This window comes from Methanothermobacter crinale, from assembly GCF_055397825.1.
Genome location: NZ_AP042450.1, coordinates 864096 through 888788, shown reverse-complemented (window position 1 = coordinate 888788; position 24693 = coordinate 864096). Strand labels below are relative to the sequence as shown.

General features: G+C 40.5%; 28 protein-coding genes and 2 tRNA genes. 13 read left to right on the top strand and 17 right to left on the bottom strand.

What is annotated here, in order from left to right; all coding sequences use genetic code 11:
- Window positions 1-2: 2 nt before the first annotated feature.
- The 3 genes from ACZ5XX_RS05275 to ACZ5XX_RS05265 are packed head-to-tail and all read right to left on the bottom strand — an operon-like array spanning window position 3 to window position 1758.
- On the bottom strand, window positions 3-683 hold the full coding sequence (locus tag ACZ5XX_RS05275; protein WP_464583222.1) for a TIGR02253 family HAD-type hydrolase: 681 nt from the start codon (window positions 681-683) through the stop codon (window positions 3-5).
- A 13-nt stretch (window positions 684-696) separates the two neighbouring features.
- On the bottom strand, window positions 697-1359 hold the full coding sequence (locus ACZ5XX_RS05270; RefSeq protein ID WP_464583220.1) for a DNA polymerase domain-containing protein: 663 nt from the start codon (window positions 1357-1359) through the stop codon (window positions 697-699).
- Window positions 1360-1374: 15 nt separating this feature from the next.
- Entirely contained in the window at window positions 1375-1758 is a 384-nt protein-coding gene (locus tag ACZ5XX_RS05265) for a 30S ribosomal protein S8e (RefSeq protein ID WP_464583218.1), read from the bottom strand.
- A gap of 441 nt (window positions 1759-2199) precedes the next feature.
- Here ACZ5XX_RS05265 and hypE point away from each other — a divergent pair, with 441 nt between their 5' ends.
- From hypE to ACZ5XX_RS05250, 3 genes are read left to right on the top strand one after another with little or no spacing between them, the layout of a single operon-like run.
- Complete coding sequence (gene hypE / locus ACZ5XX_RS05260) at window positions 2200-3210, top strand: hydrogenase expression/formation protein HypE (RefSeq protein WP_464583216.1); 1011 nt, start codon at window positions 2200-2202, stop codon at window positions 3208-3210.
- Complete coding sequence (locus tag ACZ5XX_RS05255) at window positions 3204-3614, top strand: RDD family protein (RefSeq protein WP_464583214.1); 411 nt, start codon at window positions 3204-3206, stop codon at window positions 3612-3614. Before hypE ends, ACZ5XX_RS05255 begins: the two co-directional genes overlap by 7 nt.
- Entirely contained in the window at window positions 3611-4213 is a 603-nt protein-coding gene (locus ACZ5XX_RS05250; RefSeq protein ID WP_464583212.1) for a 5-formyltetrahydrofolate cyclo-ligase, read from the top strand. Before ACZ5XX_RS05255 ends, ACZ5XX_RS05250 begins: the two co-directional genes overlap by 4 nt.
- Here the strand turns inward: ACZ5XX_RS05250 and ACZ5XX_RS05245 are convergent.
- Window positions 4205-4783, bottom strand: a complete 579-nt coding sequence (locus tag ACZ5XX_RS05245) for a hypothetical protein (protein WP_464586245.1) — start codon at window positions 4781-4783, stop codon at window positions 4205-4207. The two genes, ACZ5XX_RS05250 and ACZ5XX_RS05245, sit on opposite strands and share 9 nt — an antisense overlap.
- A gap of 10 nt (window positions 4784-4793) precedes the next feature.
- The gene (locus ACZ5XX_RS05240; protein ID WP_464583210.1) at window positions 4794-5108 is read right to left on the bottom strand and encodes a hypothetical protein; all 315 of its coding nucleotides are present in this window, start codon (window positions 5106-5108) and stop codon (window positions 4794-4796) included.
- A 222-nt stretch (window positions 5109-5330) separates the two neighbouring features.
- On the opposite strand from ACZ5XX_RS05240, the gene ACZ5XX_RS05235 reads away from it, so the two are divergent.
- Together ACZ5XX_RS05235 and ACZ5XX_RS05230 are read left to right on the top strand one after the other, a co-directional pair.
- A tRNA-Val gene (locus ACZ5XX_RS05235) sits at window positions 5331-5402 on the top strand.
- 4 nt (window positions 5403-5406) lie between these two features.
- Window positions 5407-5479, top strand: a tRNA-Phe gene (locus ACZ5XX_RS05230).
- An 11-nt stretch (window positions 5480-5490) separates the two neighbouring features.
- Here the strand turns inward: ACZ5XX_RS05230 and ACZ5XX_RS05225 are convergent.
- The 6 genes from ACZ5XX_RS05225 to tes all read right to left on the bottom strand — a co-directional run bounded on the left by ACZ5XX_RS05225 (window position 5491) and on the right by tes (window position 11399).
- Entirely contained in the window at window positions 5491-6765 is a 1275-nt protein-coding gene (locus ACZ5XX_RS05225; protein ID WP_464583208.1) for a tRNA (N(6)-L-threonylcarbamoyladenosine(37)-C(2))-methylthiotransferase, read from the bottom strand.
- A 394-nt stretch (window positions 6766-7159) separates the two neighbouring features.
- Window positions 7160-7798, bottom strand: a complete 639-nt coding sequence (locus ACZ5XX_RS05220; protein WP_464583206.1) for a protein-L-isoaspartate O-methyltransferase — start codon at window positions 7796-7798, stop codon at window positions 7160-7162.
- Window positions 7798-8418, bottom strand: coding sequence for an HVO_0476 family zinc finger protein (locus ACZ5XX_RS05215; protein WP_464583204.1), 621 nt, complete (start codon window positions 8416-8418; stop codon window positions 7798-7800). Before ACZ5XX_RS05215 ends, ACZ5XX_RS05220 begins: the two co-directional genes overlap by 1 nt.
- A 17-nt stretch (window positions 8419-8435) precedes the next feature.
- The gene (gene hacB, locus ACZ5XX_RS05210) at window positions 8436-8927 is read right to left on the bottom strand and encodes a homoaconitase small subunit (protein WP_464583202.1); all 492 of its coding nucleotides are present in this window, start codon (window positions 8925-8927) and stop codon (window positions 8436-8438) included.
- On the bottom strand, window positions 8920-9903 hold the full coding sequence (locus ACZ5XX_RS05205; protein ID WP_464583200.1) for a beta-ribofuranosylaminobenzene 5'-phosphate synthase: 984 nt from the start codon (window positions 9901-9903) through the stop codon (window positions 8920-8922). The genes hacB and ACZ5XX_RS05205 overlap by 8 nt, the downstream gene beginning before the upstream one ends.
- A gap of 11 nt (window positions 9904-9914) precedes the next feature.
- Window positions 9915-11399: a tetraether lipid synthase Tes gene (gene tes, locus ACZ5XX_RS05200; protein WP_464583198.1), complete on the bottom strand. Its 1485-nt coding sequence runs from the start codon at window positions 11397-11399 to the stop codon at window positions 9915-9917.
- A 130-nt stretch (window positions 11400-11529) separates the two neighbouring features.
- Here tes and ACZ5XX_RS05195 point away from each other — a divergent pair, with 130 nt between their 5' ends.
- A complete protein-coding gene (locus ACZ5XX_RS05195) occupies window positions 11530-12045 on the top strand; it encodes a CDP-2,3-bis-(O-geranylgeranyl)-sn-glycerol synthase (protein ID WP_464583196.1) in 516 nt (171 codons plus the stop codon).
- Between the two features lie 7 nt (window positions 12046-12052).
- Here ACZ5XX_RS05195 and ACZ5XX_RS05190 read toward each other — a convergent pair whose 3' ends face one another.
- Genes ACZ5XX_RS05190 through truA form a run of 6 tightly spaced genes read right to left on the bottom strand, consistent with a single transcriptional unit; the run spans window position 12053 to window position 18835 of the window.
- Window positions 12053-13072: a hydantoinase/oxoprolinase family protein gene (locus tag ACZ5XX_RS05190; protein ID WP_464583194.1), complete on the bottom strand. Its 1020-nt coding sequence runs from the start codon at window positions 13070-13072 to the stop codon at window positions 12053-12055.
- Between the two features lie 10 nt (window positions 13073-13082).
- Entirely contained in the window at window positions 13083-14042 is a 960-nt protein-coding gene (locus ACZ5XX_RS05185; protein WP_464583192.1) for an ATP-grasp domain-containing protein, read from the bottom strand.
- Window positions 14039-15328 (bottom strand): nucleotide sugar dehydrogenase, encoded by a 1290-nt coding sequence (locus ACZ5XX_RS05180; protein WP_464583190.1) that lies wholly within the window; start codon window positions 15326-15328, stop codon window positions 14039-14041. The genes ACZ5XX_RS05185 and ACZ5XX_RS05180 overlap by 4 nt, the downstream gene beginning before the upstream one ends.
- 12 nt (window positions 15329-15340) lie before the next feature.
- Window positions 15341-16645 carry a non-hydrolyzing UDP-N-acetylglucosamine 2-epimerase gene (gene wecB / locus ACZ5XX_RS05175; protein ID WP_464583188.1) on the bottom strand — a complete coding sequence of 435 codons (1305 nt, stop codon included), beginning with the start codon at window positions 16643-16645 and terminating at the stop codon, window positions 15341-15343.
- 15 nt (window positions 16646-16660) lie between these two features.
- A complete protein-coding gene (locus ACZ5XX_RS05170; RefSeq protein WP_464583186.1) occupies window positions 16661-17989 on the bottom strand; it encodes a DUF460 domain-containing protein in 1329 nt (442 codons plus the stop codon).
- Window positions 17990-18025: 36 nt separating this feature from the next.
- Window positions 18026-18835, bottom strand: a complete 810-nt coding sequence (truA, locus tag ACZ5XX_RS05165) for a tRNA pseudouridine(38-40) synthase TruA (RefSeq protein ID WP_464583184.1) — start codon at window positions 18833-18835, stop codon at window positions 18026-18028.
- A gap of 86 nt (window positions 18836-18921) precedes the next feature.
- Between truA and ACZ5XX_RS05160 the strand changes: the two genes are divergently transcribed.
- Genes ACZ5XX_RS05160 through ACZ5XX_RS05130 form a run of 7 tightly spaced genes read left to right on the top strand, consistent with a single transcriptional unit; the run spans window position 18922 to window position 24684 of the window.
- Window positions 18922-19833: a DMT family transporter gene (locus tag ACZ5XX_RS05160; RefSeq protein WP_464583182.1), complete on the top strand. Its 912-nt coding sequence runs from the start codon at window positions 18922-18924 to the stop codon at window positions 19831-19833.
- Window positions 19834-19886: 53 nt separating this feature from the next.
- Entirely contained in the window at window positions 19887-20603 is a 717-nt protein-coding gene (gene hisA, locus ACZ5XX_RS05155) for a 1-(5-phosphoribosyl)-5-[(5-phosphoribosylamino)methylideneamino]imidazole-4-carboxamide isomerase (protein ID WP_464583180.1), read from the top strand.
- Window positions 20604-20618: 15 nt separating this feature from the next.
- Complete coding sequence (locus tag ACZ5XX_RS05150; RefSeq protein WP_464583178.1) at window positions 20619-21074, top strand: FAD synthase family protein; 456 nt, start codon at window positions 20619-20621, stop codon at window positions 21072-21074.
- 15 nt (window positions 21075-21089) lie between these two features.
- Entirely contained in the window at window positions 21090-22100 is a 1011-nt protein-coding gene (gene argC / locus ACZ5XX_RS05145) for an N-acetyl-gamma-glutamyl-phosphate reductase (RefSeq protein ID WP_464583176.1), read from the top strand.
- A gap of 36 nt (window positions 22101-22136) precedes the next feature.
- A complete protein-coding gene (locus tag ACZ5XX_RS05140) occupies window positions 22137-22637 on the top strand; it encodes a flavodoxin family protein (RefSeq protein ID WP_464583174.1) in 501 nt (166 codons plus the stop codon).
- Window positions 22638-22651: 14 nt separating this feature from the next.
- Window positions 22652-23488, top strand: coding sequence for a protein translocase subunit SecF (locus ACZ5XX_RS05135; protein WP_464583172.1), 837 nt, complete (start codon window positions 22652-22654; stop codon window positions 23486-23488).
- Window positions 23485-24684, top strand: coding sequence for a SecDF P1 head subdomain-containing protein (locus ACZ5XX_RS05130; RefSeq protein ID WP_464583170.1), 1200 nt, complete (start codon window positions 23485-23487; stop codon window positions 24682-24684). The genes ACZ5XX_RS05135 and ACZ5XX_RS05130 overlap by 4 nt, the downstream gene beginning before the upstream one ends.
- The last annotated feature ends 9 nt before the right edge of the window (window positions 24685-24693 follow it).

Here is a 24693-nt window from a genome sequence, read left to right as displayed (position 1 = left end):
ATCTATAGGATATTTTTGAGCTCGCCTATATTAGATATTACTTTAATGTCAAGTTTCTCCTTTTTTATATACTCTTTCTCATCCTCTTTTAACTTGGAATTGACAAGTATTGCTGACATACCCGCGTTCACAGCGCCAAGTATATCCTCTTTAAATTTGTCCCCCACCATAACAGAATCTTCAGGCTTACAATCCATCCTATTGAGGGCTTCCCTAAATATTCTCTGGTCTGGTTTTTCTACTCCCACCTCCTCTGAAGTGACAACTTCATCAAAGAAATGGTGTATGCCAAGTCTTATCAACTTCTCCCATTGTTTTATTGTGAGGCCATTAGATATCACCCCAAGATGATAACCTTTACCCTTAAGGTATATCAAAGTTGGTATAGTCTCGGGGAATGGTCTCAAAAGGGCGAATTTAACATTATGATATGTTATAACACCCAAGGCTATCAGTAGAGGGTCTTCCTCGCCAAAAACCCTCTCCGTAAGCACGTTAAAATGTTTACCATAATTTGATCCCTTTTCATCTATAATCTTCCTAAGGAGAGGGTAAGCTTCTTCCTGTGTAAGGGGCAGACCAGCCTCGATCATGACACTTAGAGCGGCTTTCCTAGCTAACTTAGCAAAACTTGACGTGTCATAGAGCGTATCATCAATATCAAAGTACACGGCCTTTAACATGAACTTCACCCCCCTATAGGAACGCATCTAGGCTACTTTGCCTTTCACCCCCAGCCAACATGAGAAGATCATCTGTTGAGTATCCAAGGGATGTTATTATACGGGATACGGCAGCTAGAACCTGATTCTCTATATAATAGTCAGGATCATATTCCCCCTTGAAATCCTCGGCCGGAACCGCCCTTTGACTAATAGGTTCCTTTCCCTTCACTATAATGTAGCGGATTATGGATCCTCTTTCAATCCGCCTACCCTTCTTAAGGGATCTCCTAGCCGCCACTATATGGGGGCCCACTTGCTTGTATTCATCAAGATTCTTAGTAATCTGCGTGTGGATGATAAGATCCTCGACTCGCACATTACCTTCTTTAATATCCTTTATAACCTTCTTTATTATGTCTTTGGCCTTCTTGGGGGATCCTTCCTTTAGTATTGCCCGGAGAACCATCCGTTGTGTCTTCTTGGCTATTGGCGCCCAGTCTCTCCTTACAAGTTCAAGACCCTTGACAATGATGGTATCATCTTCAATTAAAGCGTATCTTTTCTTGGTTACGAAAAAACCCCTCTGGTAGAAGCCCTCATATTCAAGTTCCATCCCCTCTGGGAGCCTATTATTAATATAATCCAAAAATTTCTTAACTTGGGAGATTATCTCCTTTTTAAGGTTATCAACCAAACTTATACACCTATATCATTTCTTGATTAATATACCATTGAGTATGCCATGTTGACCAGGTCTCGAGGTTACCTTGGCAAGACCCTTGCTCGTCTCTACAATAGCACCCTTTGTTATGATATTCCTCCTTACGAAGTGGGGGTTGGCCCTATTCTCCACCACATTCAGTATTTCTGCAACGTCCACCTTATTGGTCTCAGGGTCCACCACGTTTATATGGGTGTCTGTTACAAGTCTAAACTTCCTGTTACCTCCCATTGTCCTTATTATCCTCATCTTCCTTTCGCCGATTCTTGTCTCCGCGGATTCCCTTCCAAGTTCATATTTCCTCTTGCCTCTGCTCTTTTTCAACCTTCCACCTGTTGGTTTTCTCTTGGATCTACCTTGCCATATCGCCATTTAACATCACCTCAAAATATTATATATTAGAATTAGAGGATATAGTTTTTAAAGTAAATCATACCTATATCACCCCCCTGATGGGGGGCCCAAAGAAAAAGATCATATCATCTACTAAGATGCACTTCATTATATAAATTTTTCGGATCTGCAAGAATCCAATGGGGATGAATTCTCCAATTTGAGAATGAAATGCCCCCAGGGAACAATCTTTTATCCTCCCTGTGGCTTGTAGAAACCCCCCCATCTTAGAGGTGGGTATTTAGGTTTAAATACCTCAAATATAAAAAGAACATTTCAAGGGAAAGTAGGCCCATAAGTCCACGAGGACAGAGGGAGTGAACCCGCAGTGAATGGATAAGACCTCCCTGAGGAGCCCCCATCCACCAGAGTGGGTTTAAACTCTCCTATAATGATAGAGTAATAATGAAAGGTGAAGTTATGAAGATCAACATGTCACATGGCGCAGGCGGAGAAATGATGCAAGATCTCATATCAGAGATAATCCTCTCCAACATACAAAAAAAGAATGTTAATGGCGGTGTCGGATTAGATGACTTAGATGATGCTGCTAGCATACCATTAGATGGCTATGAGATAGTTATAAGTACGGATGGTCACACCATCGACCCCCTGTTCTTCCCAGGCGGAGATATCGGGAAACTCGCAATTTCAGGTACAATAAATGACATATCAGTTATGGGCGCAAAACCCCTTGCCATCGCAAATGCCATGATAATAAGTGAAGGCTTCAATTCAGAAGAATTAGAGCGTATCATAAAATCCATGGACAAAGTATCCCAGGAAACCGGAACCTCGATAATAACAGGTGATACCAAGGTGATGGAACAAGGAAAACTTGACAAGATGGTGATAACAACAACAGGCGTCGGAATAGCAAAGAAAGGCGAGATAATAAGGGATAATGGACTCGAGGTTGGGGACAAGATCATCCTAACAGGAAGCATAGGAGACCATGGGATAGCATTAATGGCATACAGGGAAGGATTCGGATTCGAGACAAGTCTCAAATCTGATGTGGCCCCAATCTGGGAGATCGTGGAAGCCGCCCTGGAAGTGGGGGGTGTGAAAGCCATGAAGGACCCTACCCGTGGGGGTCTTGCAAATGCCCTTAATGAGCTAGCAGAAAAATCTGGTGTGGGCATGCTCATAGAAGAGGATAAGATACCTATCAAGGATGAAGTGAGGGCAGTCTCTGAAATGCTTGGCATAGACCCTTATGAGGTTGCGAATGAGGGTAAAATTGTTATGGGCGTGGAGGCAGAAGCTGCAGACGAAATTCTCAAGGCGATTAAGAAGACAAGATATGGAGCTGAAGCGCAGATAATAGGTGAAGTGACAGAAGACAAACATGTAATACTCGAGACAAACCTTGGGGGTAAGAGGATAATCGAGGCACCAATAGCAGATCCTGTGCCAAGAGTATGTTAAGGTTGATTGAAATGGAAGAAACCACAAAAAGGAGACTTTTCGCTTTTATCATAGACTTTCTAGTGGTTAACCTGATAATATGGGCTCTAACATTATTATCCTATCCTGTAATCGCCTTCACGGGCTCATTTTTCCTCTATAATTATTGGTTAATTCTTTTGGCTATTGTAACAATCTCATATTTCACCTATTTTGAATATCATGGTGGAACCATTGGCAAATTAAACCAAGGACTAAAAGTGGCCTCCAAAGAAGGGGAATTGAAATATAAGCAAGTTATAATAAGGAACCTTCCCAAAATTTGTTGGTTCCCATTAATACTCGACTTGATCCTAGGATACAATAAAGAATTAAGATTATTTGATAGGATAGCCGGTACAAAGGTTATAATGGGGGATCAATGAAAAAGGGAGAAATCAGAAAACTGATATGGGATCGTCTGCACAAACTTGGCATTTCTCAGAGACCTAGGGGGGATTATGGTAAAATACCGGATTTTAAGGGTTCGATGGCCGCTGCATTACGCCTTTCAAAGACAGGTGAGTGGAAAGAGTCCAGGAGGATATTCTCGAGTCCGGATTCTGCGCAGCGTCCAGTAAGGGAACTCGCCCTCAAGCATGGCAAAGATCTTATAATGCCCACACCACGACTCAAAAAAGGATACCTTTATATTAAAGCAGCTAATGCAAGGGGACGTGAAAGATCAGCCTCCACTATAAAGGGAGCTTACAAGTTTGGGTCTCCAATAAAAGTTTTCCCTAAAGTCGATCTCGTAGTTGAAGGGTCTGTAGCCGTTGACATGGAGGGTAACAGGCTAGGTAAAGGTGGGGGTTATGGGGATCGCGAAATAAGGGAGCTCAAATGCCAAGGTGTTATAACATACCATACACCCATTGTAACAACAGTGGATGAAGCACAGATCATCAAGAAAGTGCCAGTGGAGCCACATGATGAAAAAATAAACATGATAGTAACACCCCACCGTGTTATAAGACTAAAATGAGAATATCGACCTAAAGGGTTTCCAGTAAATATGTATATGTAAAAGTGTTGCCACTACCATGAGTATTGACATTTCAGCGTGCCAATAAGTTACCGATGGATTTAAAGCCGTCTTGATACCTAATTTTATGAAAAAAATCAACAAGAAGCCTGTAAATCCAGTCCCTGCATAACCAAATGTTAAAAACAGATTCCATAACCTTCTATGCTTCGACCTTCTAATATACCCCTTCTTAAAAAGATAGTGGGTAAGAAGGTATAATCCTATGATAATCATTGTCACGGGTATGATATGATAATCTACCCCATCAACATCCACATTTTCTATGGTATGGTCGGTGGCGTCCCCTTGATGGGTCTCATCAATTTCAGTATCTGTTGTCATAGAAACTGATGTCTGTGAAAAGTCACAGAAGCCATCACCATTCAAGTCGGTATACCGTGGGCATTGGCCAGGATAAGGATCATTTACAAGCCCATATGGACAAGAAGTAGCGCAGGACCCCTCAAGTGATAACAATCCTCCAATGGCTGGTAGTAATAATATTAGTTTTTTTGCGATTTTTTCCATTAAACCCAATTTAACGCACTCCAAATACCCTATACACACTACCCTTATAATAGTGGAAATGGAATATCGTTATGATCACAAGACCTACACCTGCTTCAACATGCCAATAGAGCAACTGCTGGTTAAAAGGAGCTTTCAAACCATACTCTAGCATGAATAATAGGATGAAACCTCCAATACCAGAAATTATAAATGCTATGAATATTATAAGATTCCAAAGATTCACATGCCACCTTCTATTAACCAAACCCTTCTTATAAAGGCCATAAGTGATTATATACAATCCTATAACCAACATTGAGGGAATTAGAATCTCATATTCCATTATAAGCAACCACCAAAAAAAAATGATTATCCCTCCTTATAATAAATACTAGTTAATAAACTTTACTGATATGAATTTAGGCCCCTCACCTGAAGTTAAGGTGGGAAAATTTTAAATATTGTAAATGGTATATGTGATAAATACAAAGGGTCATAGCCCAGTTATGGTATAAAAAGTGGTATACATGAGAATCCTGGGCTGGTGGCCCTAATTAGAGGAGTGGGGCCGGTGGTCTAGGGGTAGGATGCCTCCCTGACACGGAGGTGGTCGCGAGTTCGAATCTCGTCCGGCCCATTATGCCGTGGTAGTTCAGTTGGGAGAACGCCAGACTGAAGATCTGGATGTCGCCGGTTCAAGTCCGGCCCACGGCATTAAAGGATTATCATATCGGGGTTGCTGTAAGATAAGTGTTAGTCGCCCCATCAATCTTAACCTCTAAGAAAGATCCTGGATCCGCCTTTTCTGTTATAACCGGTATATAAGAGTTTGTCCTTCCTATGAAACCGCCCTTTCTGCCTTTTTCGACTATTAGTATTTTCTGGGATGTTCCAACTAGTTTCATGTTATCTCTTATTGTTATTTCCGATTTTATCTTTTCTATTATTTTGGAGCGTCTTTTAACAACTTTGAAGTCCAGTTCTTCGAGTGAGGATGATAGTGCTCCTGGTCTATGTTTATACTTTGATAGGTGGATGAAGTTTGGTTTTATCTCCCTTAGAAGTTTACAAGTGTCCTGGAATGCTTTTTCATCCTCTGTGGGATATCCTACTATTATATCTGTTGCAATGGACATCTCAGGTAATTCTTCCCTGAAACTTTCCACAATATACTTGAAATCCTCTACAGTGTACCCTCTCCCCATATCCTCCAATACCCTATTGTTCCCGCTCTGAACTGGTAAATGCAGGAACTTGTAGACCTTCTCTGATTTGAATGCGTCTATAAGATCATCTAATATGTCAAGTACATTCATAGGGTGCATCATCCCCACCCTTATCCTGAAATCATACTCTATGGAACTTATCATGTTGAGGAGTTCTGGTAAACTTTCACCAATATCCCTGCCATAAGCTGCTGTATCTTGAGCTGTTAATTGCAATTCTTTACAACCCTCTATTATAGCCTGTTCCGCCTCCAGTTTAACAGCCTTTATAGGGTGGCTTTGTAGTTTTCCCCTAGCGAAACGGGTGCAACAATAACTACATTCTCCAAGACATCCTTCACATAACTGTATTATATGAATATAGGGGTTGAATCTTATCCTGGGCATCTTGATTTTCCTTATAGGATATGGTCCAGTCTCTTTTATTCTTTCACCTGCTATTGTCCCCTTTGCCACCTCATATATTCTGTGGATTTTATGTGGTCCTATCCAACTTGCCCTTGGTGCTATTTTCTCGAGTTTTTCAGGGTCTATCTCTACCATGCACCCAGCTACTATTAATGGCTTGGAAGGATAAAATTCTTGGACTTTTTTTATCCTGTTTATGACTTTATGTTCGGTTGGATGTTTAACATAACATGTGTTTATTATGACAAGATCGGCATCTTTGATAGTGTTCACTAAACTTATGCCTTTTTTTGAGAGTATTCCTGCCATTATCTCTGAGTCGCCTTTATTAAAAGTGCATCCGAATGTTTCAATGTATGCTTTCATCATGATCCCCCAGGCTGACTTCCTCCCCAAGTTAAGGTCGGGGTTTTCCACCATGAAGCCCCTGTGAAGAGGGGAGTGTCCAAGACTATAATTACTCTATCCTTTAGGTTAGGTCACTACAGCCCCCACCAGCTTGTTTCAATATCATTTGCACCTAATGGTCCGCTATATGGGGGTGGAAGTTACATAACCCTAGAGTGAAAGGGGCTTTCTTAACGACCCCTTTTTGTAAAAATAGATAACAAACTATCCTTCCGCCTTGGTGGGACCGAGGGTTCATGAGGAAAGTTCACTCCTTGTCTAGTGAGGGCCTTCACTGAAATATCCTTTTTGTATTTGAGTTAATAAACTTAACTATCCACCTCCAAGAGGGGAGTATAAAAAAGTTTTAGAATCACCATCCATATTTGCCTATGAGGGGTACGAATGCCACTCCACCGAGGTTCTTGATTTTGAAGTTGTCCTCTGATAATTTTTCCACTAAGAGGAGGTCCTGGTAGAATCTATCACGTCCAACTGGTGCTAGGAGTTTGCCCCCAACTTTTAATTGCCTTTTGAGGGGTTCTGGCACCTTTGGCGCTGCCGCGGTCACATAAATCCTATCATATGGCGCTGCCTCCTCCCAACCTTCCGTACCATCAGCATGGATGACCTTAACTTGACTGTAATCCTTCAGTTTCTCCTTAGCCCTCTTGTACAATGATTCTATACGTTCTATGGTGTAAAGTTTTCCTTCTTTTCCGATTATCTCTGCGACGACTGCCGCATGATACCCGCATCCTGTACCCACTTCTAATACTTTCATCCCCCTTTTAAGGTCTAGGACTTCGCACATCATCGCAACCATGTGAGGGGCTGATATTGTCTGTCCCTCCCCTATTGGGAGTGGCTGGTCAAGGTAAGCGCTCATCTTATACTCTGGGGGTACGAACTTTTCCCTTGGAACCCTTTCCATGGCCTTTTTCACTTTCTCGGTTTTTATATAACCTCTGGCCATGAGGTCCTCAACCATTCTTTTACGTTCTTCCAACATTAAGATCCCGATATGATATTCTCAGAAAGGTCAAACTTGTATTTTCCCTTAGTAGGTGATCCGTAGATTCTCTTGATCTTATGGGCTGGTGCAGCGCCTCTCTTGATGTGCCTGTCAGTTGTTTTTATAGATTTCACTTGGAAGATGTGATCTTCGAGTTTGAATATGTCACCGACCCTGAAGGTGAAGTTCCGGTCTAGTTCGAGTTTCCTTGAAAATACCTTCCCGTGTAAGTCTATGGAGACTCCCACTCTCGCCGGAGCATCCAAGGGTATGGCCCATATTGTGGCCAAATCTAATGCCCTGCACTTGTCAACTCTTTTACCATTTTTTAGTTCTAAGGATGTTATCTCTACTAGTCTTCCGGTTATGCTTAGCGTGTCCCCTACCGCTATTTCCTCATCAGAGTATAATTTGACTTTGTCCCTCCAGGATTTTTCATATTGGCTTATGATCACTGGATACTCAAGTGGCTTGGAGATGACTAAATTTTCTTTGAATGTTGTCCCGCAATCTTCACATTCTAGAATTAGTCTTTTAATCTTTTTATATTTTGAGTTGTATTCTGTTTTACTCTTCACTACCCTAAGGGATTCCGAGCCGCAGATGGGACATTTCATCTCAGATTACCTCATTGTTAATAAGTTAGCTTTTTTAGGTAATGTTCCACGAGCCCACCATCTTCTAGTATTTCTAGGATAAAATCATTAAAGGGTTTTATCTTGAATGTCTCCCCGATAGTCTTATTTTTTATAATACCCCTTTCCAAGTCTATTTTGAGTATATCGCCTTCGTTGGCTTTTATATCTGCTACTATAACTGGGAGGCCTATGTTAATAGCGTTTCGGTAGAATATTCTTGCGAAGGATTTTGCTATTATCGCTGATATGCCTGCATGTTTAAGGGCGCGTGGGGCTTGTTCTCTTGATGAACCGCATCCAAAATTTTTACCTGCTATGATTATGTCCCCTTTTTTCACCTTAGCTGGGAAGTCCGGTCTTATACCTTCCATGACATGGCTTGCAAGTTCATCTAAGTTGAAGGTCCTAAGGTATCTTCCAGGGATTATAACATCTGTGTCTATATTATCTGGGAATTTCCAAGTCCTTCCTTGTATTATCCTATTCATATTTAGCCCCACTATTCTGAGCATTTGTTATGAGAGCTATGCCCCCCATGTCACCCATGGCCTCTTCAGCAGCTCTTAGAACATCCTTGTGGTTTGTGTCAGTGATCGCATAAACTGCTGGTCCGAATGAGCTCATACCCGCCCCTGCAGCGCCAGTTGATAACATATTCTCTATTATTTTATCTATGATTGGATGTTGAAGTTTTCTTTCAACCTTCTTGAATCCTATCCCTTGGATTTCGTTTATGGCTTCCCCGAATGAGTCAATGTCCTTTTCTAGGACTGATGGCATCATCTTCATCAAGATTATATGGGATAATCTTTCAACCTCTCCTAGGGGGATTGGACAATATTCCTGGAATATGTTAACCTCCTTCCCACCGGATACTTGTCTGTCAATCCTTGGAATAGCCACTATAATATTCCAATCCTCTGGGAAATCGTATCTGGCTATTACTGGTGGAGGTGATGCCCTAGATGCGGATGATGGTAGAAAATCTTTTTTTTCTCTTTTACTATGGCCCCCATCAACTATGAAACCCCCATATTCAAATGAGGCTACACCTATCCCTGAAGTCCCTCCTCTGCCAACTATCCTTGCAAGCTCCCATGAATCCATTTCAATACCATGAAATCCTGTTATAAGCTTTGCAGTTGCGAGAGAAACTTGTGTCCCGGACCCGAGGCCGGAATGGGCTGGGAAAGTCTTTTCTATGATGAAATCGAATTTTTCACTGCTTTTAAGGTAATTTAGCGTCTTTTTAGCTGATTCTTCTATCTTGGCTGAGTATTCTCTTATGAGACCTTCTTCAAGGTTTTTCTCTGCGAATTCTGTTTTAAGTTCTCCATTAGGTTTGGCTTTCATGATAAAGTTAGGCTTCTTGAGTGTGATGCCAGCCCCACCATCAAGACGGCCCCTTTCACCATTAAGATCTATTAGGGTTAAATGCAGCCTCGAAGATGTTATAATCTTCATTATATCTCACTTTAGGCGGATTTTTCCTTAAATGGTTTGGCAAATTTTCTTTCAACAGATTCTCTGTAAATAGAATTCATGGTACAGAATGGTATTATACGCCCATCAGGTATTGCATAATGGATGACGCACCTTTTAACCCTTTCAATGTCGAAGTTCCATGGGTCCATGAAATGCATACATGATATTAATAATGTCCTTTTATGGAATTCTCCAAGGGCCTTGTAGGATCTCTCTTTAAATATTGAAATTAGTATATTTTTTATATCCACTGACTTAGGGGCCTTTGAAGAGTCAAGGAGCTTGGGGAGTTCTATTGCAGATCTTGCGATTGCCTTTGCCTTCCCTGTTAAGCCACCCTCTTTTAAGTCTTGGGTGTCCTTTTCAAGTATCTTGAAGAATTTGTCTACGTCAATGAAATGTGTTATGGGTATCATGTGGCTGTTCTCCACAAAAATATATGTTGCGGTCCCACAATGCGGATGACAAGTGAATGTAACCTGTGGTTCGCCTTCTAATGCGGCCACGAAATCTGATATAGGACAAACAGAAGATGCTGGATAGAAATCTTCCATTTTTATCTGGCCATTTGTCTGTTCCTCAACTAGCCTTTGGAAATCAGGTATTGTTATTCTCTGTTCTTCAACTTTATCTGCGGGTGTTCTACCTGTGAATGATACTGGTTGGAAGTTAACACCCCTTATTATGTCAATGTTTTTTACCGCGAATCTTATCATGTCTCCTACCTGATGATCATTTATGCCCTTTACGAGTGTCGGTACAAGTACTATGCCTAAATTGGCCTTTCTACAATTTTCTATAGCCTTTAATTTAATAGGTAAAAGGTTCCTACCCCTAGATTCAAAGTATGGCTCCTCTGTAACACCATCAAATTGTAGGTAGACTGTGTTTAACCCTGCTTCTCTCAGTTCCCTTGCAAGTTCAGGTTTCGTGGCTAGTTTAACACCATTTGTAGCTAATTGGATGTGGGTGAAGCCCTCCTCCCTGGCAAGTTTGACAAGGTCTACTATATCCTTTCTAACTGTGGGCTCGCCCCCAGCATATTGGATTGCAGGGGTTGGCACTGGCCTATTATCTCGGAGGTTGCGCAACATTTGCCTTATTTCTTCGTAGGATGGTTCATAAAGATATTTTGAAACGGCAGCATTTGCAAAACAAATGGGACAATTTAAATTGCAACGATTAGTAACATCAATAAGACCAAGGATGGTATGACTTTCATGTTGTGGACAGATCCCACAATCAAGGGGGCATCCTTTATCCGTTTCTGTCTGAGGATTTAAAATACCCTCACCCTTGTAATCGTAATTGGAGAATCTTTCATATGCTTTTTTGTCGCTCCAGTAAACGTTCTCGAAAATACCATGCTCTGGGCATTCCTTTCTTATGATAACCTTTTCGCTTCCTTCCAGAACCTCCGCCTTGATCTTCCTAAGACATACTGGACAGAGGCTGTTAGTTTTTTTGATAACCACACTCCCACCTAAATACGATTTTTTCCGAAACTTTTTATCCCAGTAAAATTTTAATAGGTGCATTAAGGTTTATATACATCAATCCCCTTTGATTTATAGAATCCCCCTACTAGGGATGTTGGTGAATACAATGGAAACTGATGCTATCAATATCTTAGGTATTGTCTATGTAATATACTTTATGCTACCAGCTTATATAGCAAATGTAAGTGCCCTTGTTTTTGGAGGTGGCCCACCCTTGGATCTTGGATATCGATTCATTGATAAAAGGCGTTTGATAGGTGATGGGGTTACGTGGCGGGGGAGTGTGATAGGAACGCTCCTAGGAACGCTGATTGGGATGATACAAGGTACTCTATCAGATGATATACCATATGGGATCCTTCTAGGTTTCCTATTGGCCATTGGGGCGGTTTTGGGTGATGCATTTGGGAGTTTCATGAAGAGGCGCTTTAATATAAAAAGGGGGCGGCCTGCCCCTATCCTAGATCAGCTAGATTTTGCTGTAGGTGCCATGTTCTTCGCATCTATTATTGTCGATTTCACATGGGAAATAATAGCCACAATACTAATAATAACTGTAGTATTACACCTTTCAGCTAATATCATAGCCTATTTAATTGGCTTGAAAGACGTATGGTACTAAAATTTGATTATTCTGTGAGGTGGTCTCCCATCATAACAGCTGCCCCTATCGCAGGTGCAACTATACATGCGCGGGGGTCTAAAAATTCGTCCATACTCCTACATTCCATATGTAGGGCTTCGGCTGCTTTTCTTCCGAGGATGTTCATACCAAGTCCTGTTGTAACTATCTTATCCAGATTTTCCCTATCTGAAACTTCTTTGATGGCTTCGGATATCTTTAATATCTGTTGATGGTAAATGTATGCTGCTATCTCTCTTATGTCTTGTTGGTTTAAAAGTTTAAGGTCAGCACAGAGTAACCTTGCTATCCGCCTCATGGAATCTCTTATGGTTTTATTGGCCCCGTCTGGCGTGTCACAAGTGTATTCTTTATAGTCTATGTTGCCAAGTACTAGGTGAATGTCCGCTGTGATGGCGAATAATTCTGATGAAACCCTGTACCATTTACCATGTAATGGGACCTTATCTACGATGGTTGCAAGGTTGTTTCTTAGCACGCCAGTGTATACAAGTTCTCCAGTTGATAATCTTTCTAAATCTGATCTCCCCTTTGCACATTCCCCGCCATCTTTTATTGGGATTATATCTGTGGTTGTGCTTCCGACATCCACCATTATACAATTTTCGCTTATGGCGGCGGCTAGTTGGGATGTTGCGATCCAATTGGCAGCCGCCACCTTTAATGGGTTCTTTAGGGCGGCAGCCGTATCTATTATCCCTGATAGGCTAACATATGCTACCGGAACTTTAAAAACCTCCTCAACTTTTTTTATTATATCCTTCACGCCCTCTTCTTTGTCTTTGTACGCGTCTGCAAGTTCTGCCGTCATTGTAACTCCAACACCATCTATATTCTCCATTTCGCTGCCCAGGAGTTCCTTTAGCGTCTCTTGGAGTTCGTTTTTCTTAAGCCACATAGGGAGGTATCTAGAATCGACTTTCATGTCCTTTAACTTCCCATTTTCTACTTCTATTATGGCCACGTCTGTGTTCGCGCCACCTATATCAATTCCCACGACTTTCATATGAATCGACCTATGATATTTTCATGGAATTTTTCCCCTTTTTAAATTCAGCAACTCCATTAATACTCCATCCCCTGGGTATTTTACCATTAACGGCTGCTATAATAGCCTTTCCAAGGTTTATATCAATGAGTTTTCGGAGAGCAATGTATGGTGTGGTTATTCTAGAATTTAATTCAACAACATAAATTTTATCTGATAGTATTAGATCAACACCAACATACCCTCTGAGCCCATCTATGGATTCAACAGCCTTTTTAGCTACAAGTAATGCATCAGCAGCCATTTCATGTTTGAATGGTGTGATACCCCCATTATATTCTAATTTCCCATTATTGTATTCTATATACTGTCTATTTAATGATAGTGGGAGGGCTGTTTTCCCATTGGATAATAGGCTAACGCTTGCGGCTTCACCTTCTACAAACCTTTGTAATATCATCCTAGAATCTGATGATGCCATCACTTTTTCAAGCTCTTCACTTGACTCTATGATCTTTATACCCTGGCATGCAACCCCATCAACGGGTTTAACCACCATTTTTCCCTTAAATTTGATATCATCTGTTTCATAGGTTTCTATGAGAGGTACCTTGCCTTTAAGAGCATTATATGTTCTGAGTTTATCTGAGCATATGAGAACGGCTTCAGATGCTGAGCCCATAATCTTGACATGCTTTGATTCTAATAGACGAGTTAATTTATATAATTCCATATTTTCTTCTGGTGCTATGAAAAGGGTTGCATCAAATTCACTTGCATGTTCCCTAATCCATGAATAAAGATCTTCCTGGAGTATGATAGGATTGGGATAATCAATTAAATGATGAAATTTTTCACAGATGAGATAGGATGGTTTAAACTCACGTAAATCATGGAGTAGGGCTTCAAGCATGGATTTACCTTCTATTAGGATACTATGATCTTGGATACCTGTGGCAGTCGCATACTCAAATACTAATAGGTTCAAGGACGACCCACTCCCCTGAATATTATACCCTTCTTCTTGAATTTTTCAGGTTGTAGTATGGGTCTTGCGCAGATGAAAACTTTCCCCTGGATCATGTTAGGTTCTATACTACGATATTCATCATGATCAGTCATCAAAACTGTGCAGTCACATCTTAGGGCCTCTTTTAATGTAACAGGTTCTGCCCCCATGGCCTTTATAATTTCCTTTTTCACATAGGGATCATGTACTACCACATGGGCTCCTTCTTGTAGTAGCGCGTCTATTAGCGGCTTTGAGGGTGTTTCTCTGGTATCGGCTACATTACCCTTGTAAGCCACTCCTAGGATTCCTATATTAGAATCCCCAATATTTACCCCTGTATCATTGAGGGCGTCTTTTATAAGTTGAAGTACATGGTAGGGCATTTCCTCGTTTATCTGGCGTGCTGTTCTAATCAGCCTTGCAGGGACTCCTCTGGCCTCTGCCATTTCAACTATAAAGTAAGGGTCGATGGAAAGGCAATGCCCTCCAACTCCCGGGCCTGGTATGTGTAAGTTTACTCTTGGATGGTAATTCGCAGCTTTTATAGCATCTATGGCATCTATGCCAAGTGATTCGCATATGATGGCTAATTCATTCGCTAGTGCAATATTGGTATCGCGGTAGGTGTTCTCCATTAATTTAACCATCTCAGCAGTTACTATATCTTTAACTTTCACTATTTCTCCTCTTGTTATCTTATCATAGAGTGCGGCAGCCCTTTCAGCGCTCTCCTCGTCAATGCTGCCTATAACCCTTGCATTGTTCGTCATCTCATATAATGTGTTATTTGGCAGCGCTCTTTCAGGTGTGTATACAAGCCCAAAATCCTCTGAAACTTTTAAACCGCTCTCTTCGAGTATTGGTAAAATGATCTTCTCGCATGTTGTTGGTGGAACAGTACTCTCAACTATTACAAGATCGCCTCTTTTAAGACCCTTTGATATTGTCCTTGATGCTGAGATAACTGCTGAAAGGTCTGATGACTTATCAGCGCCTAGTGGTGTTGGGACTACGATTATCATTATATTGGCTTTTCTGGCAGCATATTCACCATCGTCTGTTGCCTTTAGTTTCCCTTTTTTAACAACTTCAACAAGAAGTTCATCCAATCCAGGTTCTATTATAGGTGAAATGCCCTGGTTGATCGAATTAACAATATCAGGGTTTATATCAACACCAATAACTTTAAAACCTGCCTTGGCGAAAAGTGCGGCGGTTGGAAGTCCTATATGACCTAGTCCGAAAACAGCTATTAAATCCATGTTATGGTCTCCTTATAAGATTTTATATATGTCGCATATTATCTGTTTTCCTTTAAGATTCATTGTCTGATGGGGAAACCTCGGCTTAACCCCATCATAGACTATCCTAACCTTGCATTTGTCCCTTTCCTCTAAGGATTGTACTGTTATATCCTCTTCTATGAAGTGTAGTTCTCTTTGGAGATCTGAGAGTATGTTCACGGGTGGTTTTATGGTTAATTTGCCTTTATTATGGAAATCGACTGTTGCGTTGATTATCTTCTCGGAGGCTTTACCATCGCCATAAGGATTAGGGGCATTTATCATCTTCTTCCTAAAATTTGGATCTTTTTGGATTAATCTAAGAGTGTTAATTATCCTCTCCTTGTCCGCACCTACAAGTATGTTTCCACCAGCTTCAACAGTCTCTGGACGCTCTGTATTGTATCTCAAGGTTAAACATGGTATGTTAAGTGTTATGGCTTCCTCTTGTAGACCTCCAGAATCTGTGAGGACCACATATGACCTTGATAATAGTAAGAGAAAATCAAGGTAACCTAAAGGTTTCACTAATTTAATATGTTCTGCTTCGGATAGGAGCTTGTAAAGGTGGAATTTTTTAAGATTTTTACGTGTACGTGGATGTACTGGGAATACTATTATGAATTCATCTAATTCCAATAGTGCCTGGGTTATGGATTTGAGTCTGGCCTTGTTGTCAACGTTTTCGGCTCTGTGCACCGTTAGTGTGACGATTTTATCAGACGGAAACTTTATATTAGATTTGCGTTTAGCGATTTCAAGGTTTCTAAGACAAGCATCGACTACAGTGTTTCCTGTTATGATAATATTCTCTGGATCCGCGCCTTCGAATAATAAGTTTAAGGCTGCTTTTTCCGTTGGGGTGTAGTAGAGATGTGTGCAAGTGTCTGCAACTATTCTATTTATTTCTTCGGGCATTGTCTTGTCAAATGATCTTAGACCGGCTTCCACATGGCCTACCGGTATATGCATTTTTGATGCTACTAGGGCCCCTGCTAGTACAGCGTTTGTGTCCCCTTGTACCATGACTATGTCTGGTTTTTCCTCTTTTAGGATGTCTTCAAGGCCTTCCATCGTAGTTGCTGTCATCTTAGCATGGCTTTTTGAACCAACCCCTATGTAATGGTCTGGTTTTGGGAGTTCAAGGTCTTGAAAGAATTGTTGCGACATTTCATGATCGTAGTGTTGGCCAGTGTGTATCAGGGAGAATTTTAAGTCCCTTTTTTTGATCTCATCGATTACTGGCGCCATTTTAATTATTTCTGGGCGGGTGCCGATGATTATCGCGATCTTCATAACAATCCACTCTACTTAGTGCGTTCTCCGCCTTTTAGCCCGGTATTCATCTATTATCTTCCAGAGTTTCTGTTTTTCTTTTTTTCTTCGCTTTTCCATTACTTTTTTCTTCCATTTTCCTATTTCCTTTTTGAGGTCTTTGGATTTGACTAGTGCGAAATTTTCACGGATTTCGAGTGATATATCCTCAGCGAAGATTACAGGGATTTCTTTATCCTCAAATATTCCAAGGGCTTGATGTGACATATTTTCCCTTGTTATTATAGCCCTTGGAGCTAGTTTAGTGAGTATTTTCGCAGTTTGGGATCCTCCACCCCTTGCACTATATAAGAGAATTACATCATCCTTTTTTATCTTCCATTGATGGCAAGCTTCTTTTATACCTTCTTTAGTGAACGATTTCACGATCTTTACAGGGAGTTTTTCACCTTTATGTTCGAAATCCTTCATTTCTAGTAGTGAATTGATGTTTCTTTCCAAGTTCTCTCTTAATTTTTTTTCTTTGTTATATTTTTCTTGTAATTTTTTTATCAGCTTTATCTTTGATGATAATTCCTTGTTTAAAAGTATGTTCTTTGAATATTCATAATGTAATCTTTCAATTTTCTTTTTTAAGTTGAGATTTTCTCTTTTTTGTCTTCGCAGCTTATTCTTTAATATCTGGTTTTGTCGTTTTAGCTTGTTTATTAAAAGTTTCTGGTGTTCGATTTTCCGTTCTTGTACTTTAACTTGATTTTCTAATTTTGACGATTTTTCCAGGGCCTTTTTTGGTTTTTCCTTGAGATGTGGTTTTTCTAGTATGTTCTCGACACCTTTTGATTTTTTTATTTTCTTTATGGCGTTGGCTATTGGGGTGCCCTTGATCACTAGTCCTTTTATTTCATCAATTTCTCTCTCGCTAATATCTGAATTTGTGAGACGAGACTCTACTTGTCTTAATTTGCTTTCATAGTGTCTATATGTTTTGATCGCGGCTGCAAGTGCGTCCCTTTCATGGGCATCTAATGAAATATCCAATTTTTTCTCCATTAAGAACGTGTTAACAAGTTCATTCTTTGAAGCCACAGAAAATATTCTCTCTGGTGTGTATAATTTGGAATTTAATGCTGTTGCGATCTTTTTAACCATCTTGGGTGGTGGGTGGACATCGGAGCCGATTACAATGGCTTTACCCTTATCCATGATCTCCATGATAACTTCTGCATGTGAAGCCTCTTTTATACTATTAATATGTAAGAGGTCTCCTCCAAGGTCTAAAATAGCGATACCCACGGTTAAACCAGGGTCTAGGCCCACTATAATGGGAGATTTAACATCATTAGTTTTTAATTTATCATCCTCCAATTACCCATTTTTAATTGACTTTATGGAGTTATAATATTATTTGAAGGATATAAGGGTATCCCTCATCACTTTCCTGACAATAGATGCTCTCTTATATTCTAGGAATTCCTCCTCTAGCATTGATTTAAATGAGGATATCGCATAATCATCTTCTTTGAACATGATTTTAACCCCATATTCAAGTCCCATTAGTATAAGGTTTTCTGGTGGCATTGGATCTATATAGATTCTCTCCTTTGGATTGAGTAGCTCATCAACCCTCTTTATTTCGATTTCACCCCTCCCAACATCGGCGATAACTTTAACTATTTTCCTCACCATCTGCCATAGGAAACTTTCACCAACCACGTCAATAAGGTAATAATCATCATCTTCTAGAATTTTAACAGATTCTATCTTCCTTATAGGGTTTCTTTCAATTCTCTTGGAAAAATTCGTGAAATCATGTGTTCCTTCAAACTTTGAAGCCGCTAAGTTCATAGCTTCTAAGTTAAGATCATCATCAAATAATATATAACGATAGTATCTTCTAATGGGATATCTTACCTTGAACCCATAATATACAGAGGCACTTGCCAATACCCTAATGTCACGTGGCAGGATATCATTTATTTGATTTACATGGACGTCATATGGTGTGTAAAATGTTACAACATTGCCAAGTGAATGCACACCTTTATCTGTTCTGCCAGCAGCTTGGAATCTTGCTTTCCTCGGATCCTCAATAAGACCAGCCTCTTGTAGTGCGCTTATAATCTCTCCTTCAACTGTGGGGAGGCCTGGTTGCCTTTGAAATCCATAAAAGCGCGTGCCCAGATATGCTACCTTCAATGCTATCTTTTTCATACCCTTATCAATCCTCCTTGCTATTGATTTTTATAAACCTTATACAGATATAATTGGGATGTTAATCCTCAGTTAGGGGGGATTCAATGAAACGTCTATGGGGTTATGTGAGCGTAATTTTTGCCACAATCTTCTTCGGCTTATCAGCACCCCTTAATAAAATTATGGTCAGTGAAATGAACCCCATTTTGATCGGAGCTTTAACTTATCTTATAGCAGGAATTTTCCTATTCCTGGTAAGACAATCGCCCTTAAAGAATTTTATATTAAATGTGCTCAATCGTGAAAAAGATAGTGAAATGTCCATAAAACCCTCCGATTACCTCATATTGATCGTAACAGCCATTTCAAGTTCTGCTATAGCCCCATTACTCTTTCTTAGGGGTCTTAGCGAAACCAGCGCTGTGAACTCAGCACTCCTTTTAAATATCGAAGTTTTCTTCATAATATTGATGGGCTTAATTATATTTAAGGAATCTTTAAAATTAAAAAGCATTTTAGGTGTTCTTTTATTAATCATGGGGGCAACCCTAATAGCAACTAATGGAGAATTCCATCATATAATCTTAACCCAGAATATTAAGGGCAATCTCCTTGTTATTGGAGCAGCATTCTTCTGGAGTCTAGACACCGTATTAAGTAAATTTCTCAGCGGAAAGAGAGACCTTATATGGATATCAGCTATAAAAAGTTTTACTGGTGGTCTAATATTAATGTTCATTTTGTTATTCCTTAATATGAGCTTGAGATTCCCACTTAAAATGTTACCATTCCTATTTTCCGTTTCAATATTTAGTATAGGCTTCGCCTTCATATTAATTTACTTCGCCCTCAGACAAATAGGATCAACAGGAGTGGGCTCACTATTCCCACTCTCTTCCTTGTTCGGGGCCATGTTCGCATTCTTGATCCTCAAAGAACCCTTTGGGAGTCTTCAAATTTTCTCCGCTTTTATAATGATCCTCGGAATTTTTATATTATACCAGAACAATAAATGATATAACACACTTTTAAAAACGATAATGTGATTATCATGTTCCCCCCTGATAAAATGTTGATAATCCCTGCAGTTGACATAAAAAATGGAAAATGCGTCCAACTAGTACAGGGCATCCCAGGCACTGAACAAGTCATCATAGACGATCCCATAGGCGCGGCCATGAAATGGGAAGAAACAGGGGCGAGCACGCTACACTTAATAGACCTTGACGGGGCCCTTGGAACAAGCAACAATTTCCATATTATAAAAGAGATTGTCAAATCCCTTTCCATCCCAGTACAATTAGGTGGCGGTATAAGAACCAGAGAATATGCCCAGAAACTCCTCAATATCGGCGTTGAGAGGATAATCCTTGGCACTCTAGTCATTAAAAAACCTGAGATCGTGGAAAAACTTTCAAAAGAATACGGATCAGATCACATAATGGTAGCAGTTGACAGCAAAGATTCAAGGGTAGTTATAAAAGGTTGGACAGAAAAAACGTCCAAAAAAGCCCCAATATTGGCAAAATTATTTGAAAATAAAGGTGCAGGTAGCATACTTTTCACCAACGTAAACGTCGAAGGACTACTCCAAGGAGTGGATGTTAAACCTTTAAAAGAACTTGTCAATACAGTTAATATACCAATCATATACTCTGGTGGCGTGACCTCCATCAAAGACCTTAAACTTTTGAAGAGAACTGGTGTGAATGGCGTTGTGATCGGATCCGCCCTATACAAGGGTAAAATAGACTTCAAAGAAGCCCTAGAATATGAGGACCCATAGTAGGTGAAAACTATTATGAAGACTGTGATGGCCACAGGAACCTTTGACATCATACACCCAGGACATGTTTTCTTCCTAGAAGAGGCTAAAAAACTCGGCGGAAAAGATGCTAGACTAGTTGTAGTCGTTGCCAGGGACTTCACTGTAAGGGCGAAGAAAAGAGTCCCCATCGTAGATGAGAAACAGAGACTAGAAGTTGTTAGAATGTTAAAACCTGTTGATAAAGCCTACCTTGGTAGTGAGACAGACATGTTTGAGATAGTTCATAAAATAGACCCTGATATCATAGCCATAGGACCAGATCAAGACTTTAATATTAAAGAACTCGAACATGAACTTAGAAAAAGGGGTCTTAAATGCGAAGTTAAAAGAGTGAAGAAATACAAAAAAGCCCCACTTGACAGCACCTGCAAAATAATCAAAAAAATAAAAAGCATGAAATTTGATGATAAAACATTCCAAAATTGTTAAAATTTGGTGATTTTAATGATTGATGTAGGTATTATAGGAGCCAGTGGATATACAGGCGGCGAACTTTTAAGATTTCTAAGCAAACACCCACATGTGGAGATCGTGGCAGCCACATCTAGAAAATATGCCGGCAAACCCATAAATAGAGTGCACCCACACCTCCAAGACCTTGAACTTGAATTCTCAGATGTTGACATTGATAATATTGATGCAGATCTCATATTCACAGCAACACCACATGGAGCCTCTATGAAGATTGTGCCAAAGATCCTAGAACAGGATATAAAAGTCATTGACTTGAGCGGTGATTACAGATTCGATAATATAAAAACATATGAAGAATGGTATGGGATAAAACATGAAGGCCAATTGGACGCCGTATACGGGCTCCCAGAAATTTACAGGGACAAGATAAAGGATGCACATCTCGTTGCGAATCCTGGGTGCTTCCCTACAGGGGCGATACTAGCATGTATACCACTAGTATATGAAAGATTAGCCGAAACTTTTATAATAGATTCAAAAACTGGTGTAAGCGGCGCCGGGATAAAACCCACCACCATAACCCACTATCCAAATTGTAGTGACAATGTGATACCATATAATGTGACAGATCATAGGCATACACCAGAGATACGCCAAGAATTATCAAAAAAATACAAAGTAAATGTGAGTTTCACACCACACCTTGTACCAGTTATCCGAGGAATCCTAACAACAGCACATACATTCCTAAAAGAGGACCTCACCCCCAAAGAACTTGAAGGAATATACAGTGGATTCTACGAAGGCGAACCATTCATAAAAATAATAAAAGAGGGTGAAATGCCACGTTTAAGCGCTGTCAGAGGCTCTAATGAGTGCCATATAGGCTGCTTCGAAATTGATGATAACAAAAGAGCCGTTATAATATCAGCAATCGACAACCTAGTAAAGGGAGCATCTGGCCAAGCAATCCAAAACATGAACATCATGTTCGGTTTTGATGAAAAAATGTCCCTAGACCTTCCAGCAGTACACCCATAGCACGGAGCAAATACCAAGGGGGAGAAGGTGCCCATTATGAAAAAGATACTAATCATATACTATTCAAAAACAAAAAAGACCGAAACAGTAGCTAAAACCCTTGCAGATGAACTATCAGCCAAAACCATGGAAATAGAGGACTTGAAGGACAGATACGGGATCCTAAGTAATATAGGATCTATTATAGATGCTATAAGAGAGAACAAGACCACGATAGAACCCGAAACTATTGACTTAACAGGATATGACCTCCTATATATAGGATCCCCCACATGGGCTGGTAAACCAGCACCTGCCATAATAACATTAATAGATAACCTAAAACTAAAAGGTAAAGATGTCATATTATTCGCTACAATGGGCCATCAAGGCGGAAGCAATGTAATAAACAGGATGGCCGAGAAGATAAAAGCGAGAGGAGGCCGTATAATAAACTCCTTCACGATAAAAACTGGCGGGAAACAATTTAACGAGATTAAAGAGGACACTCTAAAGGTCATGGCCGAAAAGGACCTTAAAATATACTCTATGGGATAAGAGGGTGAACAGCATTGAAAGCAAAACTTCTAAAATCCTACAAACTACTCATAATCATACCACTCATTGTAACATTATTATCCCTTGGCATACTACTAACACACGGACTAGAGGAGAGCGTCGACCTAAAGGGAGGATCCATCGCCGAATTGACACTAGAAAAAAGGATGGATCAAACAGAACTCAAAGCCCTCATCCAAGAAAAACTAAAAATCAAAGACGTTAATATCATCTCAATGAAAGGAAATGACGCAACAGTACAAATGGGCAGTGACGTCCAAGTCAATGAATTCGCAAATGCCCTTAAGGGCACCGCAAAGATAAAAAGTTACAGGTCAGTGGGTCCAATACTTAGCAAAGAAGCCATGGCCCAAATCTGTTGGGCTGTGGGATTCGCCTTCTTTTTCATGTCCATAACAGTACTCATAGTCTTCAGAAACCTGGTACCATCACTTGCAGTTATAATGGCAGCAGCCTCCGATATTATAATCGCACTCGGTGGAATGTCACTGTTCAAAGTCCCCTTGTCTCTCGCATCCATCGGCGCGGTCCTCATGTTAATAGGCTACAGCGTAGACACTGACATACTACTCACAACAAGAATCCTTAAACAAAGAAAGGGCAAAATAACCGAGAGGGCCATAGGAGCCATGAAAACTGGCTTAACAATGTCGGCAGCGGCAATAGCATCCATGAGCGCGCTCTACATTGTAACAGTATTCATAATACCAGAAGCCGAAGTTTTAAGTAATATAGCCGCGGTCCTTATTATCGGATTATCAGCTGATATCATAACAACATGGCTCATGAACCTTGGTATACTAAGATGGTACTTGGAGGCAAGATCATGAGAAAAGGAGTCTCAGGATTCGTAAGAGAACCAAGAACGATCATCCTCATAATACTAATAGTGATAAGTTTAGCGGCTATTTCAACCCTCGGAATCCCACAGGGCCTCGACCTGAAGGGGGGATCCATTATACAACTACAATTAGAAAAACCAGTGGACCCAGCGACTATGAACACCATAACCAGCGTCCTTGATAAAAGACTTAACATCTTCGGTGTAAAGGATGTGAAAGTAAGGGCCAGCGGAAGCCAAAACGTTATCATTGAAATCGCCGGGGTAAACCCTGAAGAAGTGACCAGGATAGTGGGGGCACCCGGTAAATTCGAGGCGAAAATCGACAATAAAACCGTGCTCACCGGAGCAGACATTGTAAGTGTACAATCCCCTATAATACAAGGAAACCAGTGGCAAGTCCCATTCCGCATATCAACTGATGGTGCGAAACGTTTTGCAAAGGCTGCAGAGGGCAAAGCAGGAGCCCCAGTTGACATGTACTTGGATGATCGCCTCATAACCTCCCCTACAATATCACCTGATGTTGCGGCTGGTAAACCCGTGACAGATGTTGCAATAACAGGCACTGAAAGCACGAAAGAATCCGCAGAACTAAAGGCAAAAGAAGTTGAAACCCTCCTAAAATCGGGGTCACTACCCGTTAAGGTTAAAATCGTTGGTGTAAGCAGTGTATCCGCAGAACTAGGAGGTGAATTCACCAAAGGGGCTATCATAGCAGGTTTACTTGCTGTTATTGCCATTATCATAATCCTAGTCGCACGTTACAGGACACCCATCCTAGTACTGCCAATATTCTTCACAACACTGGCAGAACTCATACTCATACTAGGTGTTGCCGCCATCATACGATGGAATATAGACCTGGCCGCTATAGCAGGTATCCTAGCAGCCATAGGTACTGGGGTGGATGACCAAATAATCATGACAGATGAAGTACTCAGCGGAGAAAAAGTGAAAAGGCGCAGGAGAAGATTCAGGATCAGGGAAGCTTTCTTCATAATATTCGCCTCTGCCGGCACATTAATCGCTGCAATGCTACCATTAGCTTACGTTGGCTTCTCTAGGGGTGCTACAGGTATAGGAATGCTAGCCGGTTTCGCGTTCACAACAGTACTAGGCGTACTCATAGGAGTTTTTATAACACGTCCAGTATATGCCAAATTCATGGAATATATAATATAGGGGGTTTAG

Excerpts from the sequence above, each read along its gene's own strand:
- ACZ5XX_RS05275 (WP_464583222.1), bottom strand. The coding sequence starts at position 683 with ATGTTAAAGGCCGTGTACTTTGATATTGATGATACGCTCTATGACACG.
- ACZ5XX_RS05265 (WP_464583218.1), bottom strand. The coding sequence starts at position 1,758 with ATGGCGATATGGCAAGGTAGATCCAAGAGAAAACCAACAGGTGGAAGG.
- hypE (WP_464583216.1), top strand. The coding sequence starts at position 2,200 with ATGAAGATCAACATGTCACATGGCGCAGGCGGAGAAATGATGCAAGAT.
- ACZ5XX_RS05255 (WP_464583214.1), top strand. The coding sequence starts at position 3,204 with ATGTTAAGGTTGATTGAAATGGAAGAAACCACAAAAAGGAGACTTTTC.
- ACZ5XX_RS05250 (WP_464583212.1), top strand. The coding sequence starts at position 3,611 with ATGAAAAAGGGAGAAATCAGAAAACTGATATGGGATCGTCTGCACAAA.
- ACZ5XX_RS05245 (WP_464586245.1), bottom strand. The coding sequence starts at position 4,783 with ATGGAAAAAATCGCAAAAAAACTAATATTATTACTACCAGCCATTGGA.
- ACZ5XX_RS05240 (WP_464583210.1), bottom strand. The coding sequence starts at position 5,108 with ATGGAATATGAGATTCTAATTCCCTCAATGTTGGTTATAGGATTGTAT.
- ACZ5XX_RS05225 (WP_464583208.1), bottom strand. The coding sequence starts at position 6,765 with ATGAAAGCATACATTGAAACATTCGGATGCACTTTTAATAAAGGCGAC.
- ACZ5XX_RS05220 (WP_464583206.1), bottom strand. The coding sequence starts at position 7,798 with ATGTTGGAAGAACGTAAAAGAATGGTTGAGGACCTCATGGCCAGAGGT.
- ACZ5XX_RS05215 (WP_464583204.1), bottom strand. The coding sequence starts at position 8,418 with ATGAAATGTCCCATCTGCGGCTCGGAATCCCTTAGGGTAGTGAAGAGT.
- hacB (WP_464583202.1), bottom strand. The coding sequence starts at position 8,927 with ATGAATAGGATAATACAAGGAAGGACTTGGAAATTCCCAGATAATATA.
- ACZ5XX_RS05205 (WP_464583200.1), bottom strand. The coding sequence starts at position 9,903 with ATGAAGATTATAACATCTTCGAGGCTGCATTTAACCCTAATAGATCTT.
- ACZ5XX_RS05195 (WP_464583196.1), top strand. The coding sequence starts at position 11,530 with ATGGAAACTGATGCTATCAATATCTTAGGTATTGTCTATGTAATATAC.
- ACZ5XX_RS05190 (WP_464583194.1), bottom strand. The coding sequence starts at position 13,072 with ATGAAAGTCGTGGGAATTGATATAGGTGGCGCGAACACAGACGTGGCC.
- ACZ5XX_RS05180 (WP_464583190.1), bottom strand. The coding sequence starts at position 15,328 with ATGGATTTAATAGCTGTTTTCGGACTAGGTCATATAGGACTTCCAACC.
- wecB (WP_464583188.1), bottom strand. The coding sequence starts at position 16,645 with ATGAAGATCGCGATAATCATCGGCACCCGCCCAGAAATAATTAAAATG.
- truA (WP_464583184.1), bottom strand. The coding sequence starts at position 18,835 with ATGAAAAAGATAGCATTGAAGGTAGCATATCTGGGCACGCGCTTTTAT.
- ACZ5XX_RS05160 (WP_464583182.1), top strand. The coding sequence starts at position 18,922 with ATGAAACGTCTATGGGGTTATGTGAGCGTAATTTTTGCCACAATCTTC.
- hisA (WP_464583180.1), top strand. The coding sequence starts at position 19,887 with ATGTTGATAATCCCTGCAGTTGACATAAAAAATGGAAAATGCGTCCAA.
- ACZ5XX_RS05150 (WP_464583178.1), top strand. The coding sequence starts at position 20,619 with ATGAAGACTGTGATGGCCACAGGAACCTTTGACATCATACACCCAGGA.
- argC (WP_464583176.1), top strand. The coding sequence starts at position 21,090 with ATGATTGATGTAGGTATTATAGGAGCCAGTGGATATACAGGCGGCGAA.
- ACZ5XX_RS05140 (WP_464583174.1), top strand. The coding sequence starts at position 22,137 with ATGAAAAAGATACTAATCATATACTATTCAAAAACAAAAAAGACCGAA.
- ACZ5XX_RS05130 (WP_464583170.1), top strand. The coding sequence starts at position 23,485 with ATGAGAAAAGGAGTCTCAGGATTCGTAAGAGAACCAAGAACGATCATC.